Annotated in this window: 1 protein-coding gene; it reads right to left on the bottom strand. The window is 38.7% G+C overall.

The genetic code is table 11. The annotated features are described in order from the left end of the window. Positions 1 to 10,644 (bottom strand): SDR family NAD(P)-dependent oxidoreductase, encoded by a 10,644-nt coding sequence (locus tag ACFSGI_RS11040; RefSeq protein WP_204824184.1) that lies wholly within the window; start codon positions 10,642 to 10,644, stop codon positions 1 to 3. Positions 10,645 to 10,668 lie beyond the last annotated feature (24 nt).

Genomic DNA, 10,668 nt, shown 5'->3' on the forward strand with positions numbered 1-10,668 from the left:
CTATTCACTCCCTTCGCCAACTTTAATCACATCAAAAAAATCAGATGTCACTACTGAAGATAGGACTTCTGATTTCGCATATTCTTTGGAATCTGTAGGCCAGTATCGTTGACGATCAAATCCAATATTTGTATAAGATAAAGGTAATGAACGACGATACGCAGTAGGAATCCCTTCATTACTTACAAGAATATGAGCATTATTACCACCTAATCCAAATGCGCTAATACCGGCACGCAAAATCCCTTGTTTATGACTCCACTTCTGATGTTGTTGCACAATATAAAATGGTGATTGTTCAAATCGAAATCTTGGATTAGGCACGTCACAATGAATCGTAGGCGGTAACTCTTCATGCACCAGAGACAGCAATACTTTGATAAAGCTGGCGACTCCAGCCGCACTTAATAAATGACCAATATTGCTTTTTACACTACCCACTCCGCAAAATTGCTGACGATCTGTTACATCTGAAAAAACGCTCGTTAATGCTTTTAATTCAATTGGATCACCAATTAATGTTCCTGTACCATGTGTTTCTATATAACTAATAGTCGAAGGATCGATATCTGCATTCTGGACTGCTTTGTATACCAGTTCTTTCTGTGCTTCTGGATTAGGGGTTGTGATTCCCATCGTATTCCCGTCATTATTTAGAGCACTTCCATCAATTACACCGTAGATACGATCTTGATCTGCAATCGCTTGATCCAGCGGTTTGAGTATAACGACTCCGCAACCTTCTCCCAATCCTATTCCGTCTGCATCTGCACTAAATGTTTTACAGCGTGAATCCGTTGATAATACATTGGCTGATCCTAACGTTTCAAAAGGAACTTCATCTAGCAAAATATCTACACCACCGGCAAAAGCCAGTTCACACTCTCCATTTTGAATACTTTGTACAGCTAGATGAATTGCTGTAAGTGAACTAGAGCAAGCAGTATCTACCACTAGATTAGGCCCTTTTAAATTATAAAAATGAGCTAAATGAGCGGCAATAAAATTTTGCCCAATCCCGACAATTGTGTCTTTTGCTGTACGATTAACTTTAGAAGAATAATTGCTCGTACGTGATCCTACAAATACACCTGTTTGTGTATTGGATAACTGCTTTTTGGTATATCCTGCATCAGTAGCCGCTTCGACACTTACTTCTAACAGTTGTCGTTGTAACGGATCAATCTGCATCGCCAGTGATTCGCTTATACCGAAATAAGCAGGATCAAATTCTTCAATATTTGCTAAAAAAGCTCCATAACGAACAGTATCTATAGAGTTATATGCACCATCGGATTGATGATTCTGACGTGAAGCAGGTGCTTTTTGAATACTATCTTTGCCTGATTTCAAATTATGCCAGAATTGCAAAGGATCATCTGCATCAGGAAAATGACATCCTATACCAATAACAGCAATCTTCTGCTTACGCTTTTGTTGTTTCTCCAAAGCAGGCTTATACACATCCTGAGCCTTTTCAACAATAGGTGGTGATGAATTCACGATTGGCTCTACCGTTCTATCATTTGTGAATAATGTAACTAATTCTAAAGGATACGTGTATACCAATTGCTCTGCTAATTGTTGAATCGTAGGATACTCTAACATCATTGTTGGATCTACAGCAGTTCCTTGTAGAGTTCGATCTAATGTTGTAATAATTTGCGCTAATAAAATAGAATCGATTCCGTATTCAGCAAATGGCGTACGATCATCTAATCGTGCAACATCTACTTTCAATTCTTTTGCAATCAGCTCGGTTAACCAATTCAACGTCATCTCGTGCAATTCATCAGACTCTGGTATAGCGATAGATGACGCTGACATATCAGCAGATTGGATTGTTGGCTCTGATATCAACTGGTCAGAGCGTACAGGTTGTTGGTATTTCATCCATACTGATGGTTGAGCGATCTCTTTATTCATAACAGCAGGCAATATTACGTTATCTTGTGATGTACTCAGAATGTAGTCAAGTAACTGTAATCCTTCTTTGTTCGTCATACTGAGTAATCCAGTTTGCTCGTAACGTTTACTTTTCACTTCACCAAATCCTGTTTCTTTCCAGCTAGGCCACTGAATACTGTATATCGGATACGAATCTGAATAAGCTTCTGCAAAATAATCCATATACGCATTTGCTATAGCATAATCACTTTGCCCTACAGACAGTGATGGAATGATCGCAGCTACAGACGAGAATAATACCCAGAATTGTAAAGGCTCTTGTTGCAAGCACTGATACAAAGTATGCAATCCTTGTATTTTGGGATTCAGCACCGATTCTACAGATTCTACATTTTTACGAATAAAAGCTGGATTGATCTGATCGGCTGTACCTGCACAATGAATAACACCGCCTATCGATCCTAATTGTGAATGGACTTCAGCGATCACTTTCTGTACTTCTTGTATAGATGTCAGATCTACAGAAGTCACATAGACCTGTACCCCTTGTTGTTCCAGTTGGACAATCGATCTTATTTTTTCAGCAAGTCTTGAATGTTGATGATTATATAGATGCCATTCTTCTTTGGGCGGTAGTGCTTCTTGACCGCTTAATACAAGCTTCTTCACTCCATACTGCGTTACAAAATGTTGAGCACATAACATGCCCAGACCTCTTGTTCCTCCAGTGATCCAAAGTACTTGCTCTTGATGTAAAGAACGTTTTTGAGCGGGAACAGCAGCAAAATCTGGCATATTCTCTACTGCCTTGAGATAAGCGACCCAACGTTGATCTGATCGATAGCATACTTCAACATCTGGTGAATCCAAAAACAGCTCTTGAGCAATCGTCAAAGCTGTACTTTCTTCTGTTGCATGCTGATCAAAATCAATATGTCTTGAACGCACATGAGCATATTCATGTTGTAACATCCGATACAGCCCTACACGTTCTGCACCTTGAAGATGTATCGCTGTATTCTGAAAAGATTCTAATCCTTTAGTCACCTGCAATAACGTGATAGGTGTTTTTTGATTAATCTCAATCCAACGTTGTAACCATTGTAACCAGCCTTTGTGTAAGGTGTAACGCACGTTGCTATTATCAAAATCGTTTGTCCATCCAGTCAGATCAATCAAGCTTGCAACTGCTCTCACCTGTTCATCTGTGCTCTCCAATTGATATTCCAGACCGTTTTCATGCCAGATCAATGAATTTGGGATACTAGAAGCTACATGCTTTCCTAAATTTCCCGTTTGATCATTCGTTAAAATCACTACTTTTCTATCAGAAGGTAAGATAAGCTCGGGATGTAATAAGTCAGCTATAGGGCTTGTTTGCCAATGCTTTTTGTATAAAATCGATGTTCGTTCAGATTCTTCTTGTGCTTCGGGCAATGATGTTGATAGGTTGGAACGTTGAGACAGCAGATGATCTGGAGCCCAATATCTTTCTTTCGCAAAAGGATAGACTGGTAAAGAAATACGCTGTGGCTGGCTATCACTATAAAGTAACTGCCAATTGATTGTTAAGCCTTTTACCCATAATTCTAATAGTTGGTTATATTGACTATGGTTAAGCCACGAAGCAATCATATTCTCAAATCCACTATCCGAAGATAACATCGATAACATTTCTTTATGCCATTTCGTATGTCCTCGATATAACGGATAGGAATGAGATGGTGTTGCTGGTTGCAGATACGATGTTAACTTCATTTTCATATCAGATAGCGAGTGCGTGACAAAGGCTAGCCGTTCTTCCATCGCTTCTCTACCCACCTGTAAAGTATAGGCAATATGCTGTAAATGATAAGCTGACAGATCAGTCTCTAACATTTCCAACAATTGTTGTACTTGTATGCGCAATTGTGACTCTGTTTTGGAAGATAATACAATCAGCACTGGATCATCTTCAGATAATTCAGTAGATGCTGTGATTGCTGGTTCTACTGTATATTCTTCTATAATAAGATGAGCATTTGAACCACCTGCTCCAAAAGAAGAAAGACCTGCTCTTCTAGGTATTTCTTGCTGTTTACCATCTTTCTCAAGTAGAGGGCGTTGCCATTCTGTTAATTCTTTTTGTACCACAAATGGAATATGATCAAAATCGATATTCGGATTCAATGGATCAGCATGCAAAGAAGGTAAAAGCTGTTGATACTTCATTTGCAATAAAATTTTAGTTAATCCTGCGATACCAGCAGCACTTTCGCAATGTCCAATATTAGACTTCACTGAACCGATAGCACAGAAATGCTTATCTTCTGTATTTTGCTGATACACTGCATTCAATCCAGCAATCTCGATAGGATCACCTAACGATGTTCCGGTACCATGTGCTTCGACATAGCTAATAGTTCTCGGCTCTACCCCTGCCCGGTCAAATGCTTTCTGAATCACTTGAGACTGAGCAACAGGATTAGGAACGGTATACCCGTTAGTTTTCCCGCCATGATTAATCGCTGAACCTTTAATAACTCCATAAATATGATCCCCATCTGCTTGAGCAGCAGAAAGTGGTTTGAGTATGACTGCTCCTACCCCTTCGCCAGGCACATAACCATCGCCATTTGCTCCAAAGCTTTCGCATCTTCCTTTACTTGATAGAAATCCACCCTGATGGAGCATCAGATATTTATTAGGGTGAACCGAGATATTCACTCCCCCTGCAATTGCAGTCGAACATTCTTGAGTGATCAGACTTTGACAAGCCAAATGAATCGCTGTTAGTGAAGAAGAACACATGGTATCTATAGCGATGCTCGGCCCATTAAAGTTACAGAAATAAGAAATGCGATTCGCAATCGATGCTGGATTTCCACTAAGTGCCACTGTACTCTGGCTTAATGCTTGCGCTTGTGCTCCGTACAATTGATACTCTTCATACATCACCCCTACATAGACACCTACTTGATTATTTTCATTAGAGTCTGTAGAAGCACCAAGTGTTTGCCGCGTATAACCCGCATCTTCAATCGCCTGATAGACGGTTTGCAAAAATAATCGTTCTTGCGGATCCATCATTTCGGCTTCTTTTGGAGAAATATTAAAAAATAACGGATCAAATTGATCGACTCCATCGATAAATCCGCCCTGAGTTACACTCTCCGATGATGTGCCATCTATCGAATAATCGCGCCAACGGTTTTGAGGAATATCTGTAATACAGTCTATTCCTTGTTTTAAATTTTCCCAGTATTGATCCAAATGATCTGCTTGAGGATAACGACCCGATAATCCGATAATAGCAATATCTGTTTCACGTTTATCTACAGGTTGCTGGGTATGATAAGCAAATTTGAAGCGAGAATGAATACCCGGTAACTGTTGTTGCATGGTACCCTTGCGTTGATTAGTAGATCGATGTTCTACTTGTGCAACAGAAGGCGAAGATTTTTGAGCGGTACCGGTATTGAATTGTTTTTCTAAAATAGCAAAATGCGCTTTGATAAAATAAGTTGCTAGTGCTGATAATGTCTGATATTCGAATAATAGTGTTTTGGATAATCGTCCGAATGTCTGCTCTAATTGCTCTGTAAATTGCAGTGTTGTGATTGAGTCTATTCCATACTTCTCCATTGGAGCATGTGCTTCAATCTGTTCTACAGGCAACTTGAGAATAGAAGATAGTATTTGCTTCAAGTATAGTAATGTTGCTAATTCTAGACTATTCGATTGTTCTTGAACGTGAGCAGATTCTGCTTGAGGCAGATGAACTACTTTTTGCTCTGCTATATTATCTGTGTTTATTGGTGGTGAGATAGCAATTGTAGATTCAATCCAATTGATTAATTGCCGAATAGTCGTATATTCCACAAATGTCAATGCAGTTAATTGTAATTGAAAATTATGATTCAATTGATACGATAAATCTGCCAGCATGGTCTGATCAAATCCGTATTCTGACCATTCTGTTTCTATATCCAATTCAGAAGAATCTACTTTGAGAATAGTAGAAATAATGTGTAGTATTTCTTGTTCTACTTTCTGATTGGTTAGGGTTGGAACTGTATAGACTGCATTTGTTCTCGATAATAATGTCGATGATAACTGAGCTTGATCACCATATAAAGTAATAATTTGAAATTGATTTGAAGCCATCCCCGCATAAAAGAGTTGTAATCCGATCTCTGTAGGTAGCGGTCTCATACCTGTTGTACGATACAGAAATTGAGCTGTTTCTTTATCAATATGCATGCCACCTTCTACCCATAGACCCCAATTAAAGCTCACTGTCTGACCGGAACGTTGCCTTGCTACTACTTGCTGGTGACGATCGATAGCGTATTGATCCATAAAAGCATTTGCTGTTGCATAATCAGCTTGACCTGCATTACCAAATGCACTAGCAACAGATGAAAATAGGATAAAAAAGTCTAACGGTATCAACCGAGTAGCTAAGTCCAGGTTGACCGTACCTGTTACTTTTGGAGCTAGCACTTGATTGAATTCTTCTGTTGTTTTCTTAATTATAAAATTATCTTGTGTCATACCAGCACTATGGATAATTCCGTTCAATACTCCATATTGTTGAGTAATCGATGCGATTAATCGTGTTACATCTTCCTGTTGTGTTAGATCAAGCTGTTTGTAGATCACAGTGGCTTCTTTAGACTGTAACGAATAAAGGATAGATTCATCTATACTTGCTGCTCGCCCTGTTAAAATAATAATTGGTTGCTCAACTTGCTCTATGATCTCCTTTGCAAAAATCATACCTAATCCACCTGTACCGCCTGTAATCAAATAAACTCCTCTATGTTTCCATAGGGAGTGAGAATGGTTTGTCGGTATCATAATCTGTTCGTAATCAGACTGGATATAGCGTTGTTGAGATTCGTAGCGAATCTGTTGAGCTGTACTATACTGATTTTCTTGCAATTGTGCCATGATCTGAGCAGTTGGTATATCAGGTTGCATTTCTATCATTTGAGTAGTTATATTTGGATTTTCTAGTGTAGCTGTTTTGAGTAATGCGATAAGAGCTGTATTCGATGATGGAGACACTTGACGAACAGTAACCATTTGAATCAACACACGATCTTCTTTGTAGCTTTGCAACAGATGCTTTATTTCTTTGAATGCGTTTGTCGCTAATTGATTGAATCGTTGATCGATAGAAAGTCTTGATTCATCTATCGTTGCTAGATGAGCTGGTAATAACGAAATGCACTTGGCATCAGGAAAATGTATCGCTACTTGTTGTTCCAAGGCTGAATCGGATTCACAAAGCATAATAATATGCTGATCATATTGATGTTGTTGAGTATCTACTTGATTGGTTACTGCTTGTTTGTTCCAATTAGGAGAAAGTAACATCGCTGTTTCATAGCGAATGGCTTTGCTTGTTAAGCCTTGTAATCTTACGCAAAGAACACCTGTCTGATCTATAAGATCTATATTTAATTTCGATATCGCAGATTGTGTTACTTCAGCTTGATACACATGTGCCCATATAGCTGATGTTGTAGGATGATAAATATCGATCTGTTCTAAAGCAAAAGGCAAAGAAGTCTTTTGCTCTTGATTTACATCGTCTTTACCTAACCATATTCCTATTGAAGCTTGCAAAGCTCCATCTACTATCGCAGGATGAAGTACATAATCTTGACTATTGATTTGTAATTCTTCGGACAACTGGAGATGAGCTAAACATTCATTTGAGCCTGTATATAGATAATTGATCGTTTGATGACGTTCTCCATAATGCATATTCAATTGACCATAAGCTGTATAACATGTATCTGCGCTAAACTCTTTAATAGCACATTTTGCTCTGATCTGCTCGACATCTGACAAAGGTTGCTCTATCTGTACATCTTCAATAATAGCGATTCCTTCGCAATGAATTGTAAGTTCAGCTTGATCGTCAGAGTGAGTGTATATTTGATACCGAATAGAATTTTCTTGTTCTGGAAATAAAGCAATGTGTACAAAAGTCGATACTTGTTGAATCACAAGTGGATGTTTCCAGACTGTTTGTTGCAAAGATATCGACAACCCTTGCGCTTCTGTTCCACTAATCGCCTGCTCAACAGCCGCTCTTGCCATTTCTAAATAGGTTACTGCTGGTAAAAGGTGTTCATCTCCTATGCGATGATCTGCTATAAAAAATTCGTTCCCTTCAAATACCGTTGTATATTGCTGTACCTTCATATTTGAAGTATTGGTATGAACCAAAGGATGAAGCATAGATTGGGAACGAAACATCGGTTCTTTTTCTGATATATGTGTCGCTTCAACTTCGGGAACCCAGTAACGATCACGAGCAAAAGGATACGTAGGTAAGCTGATTTTTTGAAATGTACCTGTCGCATATACGATATCCCAATTCAAGTCTATCCCATTAACCCATAATTCCAGCAATTTGGAATATTTTCTTTTCTCTATCCATCGCTGAATAGTAGCAGTCATATCTTCATCTGTAGATAAAAAAGGTAACGCAGGCAGATCATTTTGAACTTTGCCATAGTACATAGATGAAGGTATCTGATCAGATTCGATGTACTCTTGAAGTTGACTGATTAGATTAGTTATCGAAGAAGCTACGATGCCTAAGCGGACATCCATCGCTTCTCTACCTGTACATAACGTATAGGCAATATCAGCCAACTGCTGATCGGTATACGTTTGTGCTGTTAAATAATGATGTAGATGAAGAACGATTTGTTTTAATCGTTCTTCATTTTTGGCAGATAATATAATCATCACAGGTTGTACAGGTGTAGCTAATGGTTTTGCTATTGTTGCAGACATATATTCTTGGATCACAATATGAGCATTCGATCCACCTGCGCCAAATGAGGATACACCCGCAGTCAAAGGAACTTCTGTCATCACATGATCTATTGCGATCACAGGACGTTTCCATTCATCCAATTGATGTTGTACTACAAAAGGTGTTTTGCCAAAGTCGATATTAGGATTCGCCGGTTGTGAATGAATCGAAGGAGCAAGTTTCTGATGCTTCATTTGCAGTAATACTTTGGTTACCCCTGCTATGCCTGCTGCACTTTCACAATGACCGATATTGGATTTGGCAGAACCGATTGCGCAAAATGACCGATCCGATGTATACCGATCAAACATTTTAGTAAGACCAGCAATCTCAATCGGATCGCCTAACGATGTACCTGTACCATGAGCTTCAATATAACTAATACTTCTAGGATCGATATCTGATTCTTGTATCGCTTTGTCAATCACTTCTGCTTGTTGATGAGGATTAGGAACGGTATAACCATTCGTTTTGCCGCCATGATTAATCGCTGTTCCTTTAATCACTCCATAAATATGATCTCCATCTGCTATCGCTTTAGCTAATGGCTTGAGGATAGCTGTGCCTACGCCTTCACCAGGAACATATCCATCTCCACCTTCGCCAAAACTTTCACATCTACCTTTACTGGACAAAAAGTGTCCCTGTGTTAGCATCACATATTTATTAGGATGGACAGAGACGTTAACTCCGCCTGCTATCGCTACTTCACACTCTTGCTTTTGTAGACTCTGGCAAGCAAGATGAATCGCTGTTAATGAAGAAGAACACATCGTATCCACAACCATACTTGGTCCATGAAAATTAAAATAATACGATACCCGATTGGCAATTGATGCAGGGTTACCATTTAAAGCAAATGGTTCTTGATAACTTTTTTGCGATTCTACCCCGTACAATTGATATTCTTGATACATAACCCCTACATATACGCCTACTTTATTTAATTTGGACTGATTTGTTGATGGAACTAGATTGTTACGAGTATATCCAGCATCTTCTATAGCAGCATATACACTTTCCAAAAACAGTCGTTCTTGCGGATCAATACGTTCGGCTTCTCTCGGTGAAATATTAAAAAAGAGTGCATCAAAACGATCCACTCCTTCTATAAATCCACCCCATTTTCCAGACGCTTTAGTATCTTGACTAGAGCGTTGCATATCGGTATGCACTTTGTAATCCCAACGTTCTTGAGGAATCTCTGTAATGCAGTCTTTACCGTTTTTAAGATTTTCCCAATACTGCGAGATATTTTCTGCTTCAGGATAACGACCTGCTAACCCAATAATAGCAATATCCAGTGCTGTTGAAGAGGACTGCTCTGTGGCAGTGATAGCATCATCAGCAGGCTCGGCAACGCGATTAGGATAAGAATAAGTAGCATCTTTTGAAGCTTTTGTATTTCTTGTATTCTTTGGATTTTGCAGTGTTGTTGAAACAATAGGTACTTGATTCGGTTCAGCTTTTGTTTTGGAATGATGTTCTTTTCCGATATTCAAAAGTTGAATTAATGACTTGCGATGTGACTTTAAAAAGTATTCTGTTAATTCTTGTAGATTATGATATTCAAAAAACAATGTTTTGGACAATGAGCCAAACACCGTTTCTAACTGATCTGTTAATTTCATAACCATAATTGAGTCTATTCCATATTTTTCGAGCGGTGCATCTGCTTCAATCTGTCGTTCAGGCATCATTAACACTGAAGACAATAATTTTTTGAGGTACTGAACAGCTTGATCTTGAAGTTCATTATCGTTTATCACATGTTCATAGTTAGTCTGTTCGCTAGGTGACGTAGAAGGTTCAATAGTGGTAGAAAGTAATTGCTGTAATTGTCTAGCACCTTCTACCTTATCGATCTTTCCTTGTTCAATCTGCTTGTATAGTTGTGATAATGCATCATTCAATGTTAACACCTCATTTCGTTATTG

This window comes from Paenibacillus nicotianae (assembly GCF_042681745.1).
Lineage (GTDB): Bacteria > Bacillota > Bacilli > Paenibacillales > Paenibacillaceae > Saccharibacillus > Saccharibacillus nicotianae.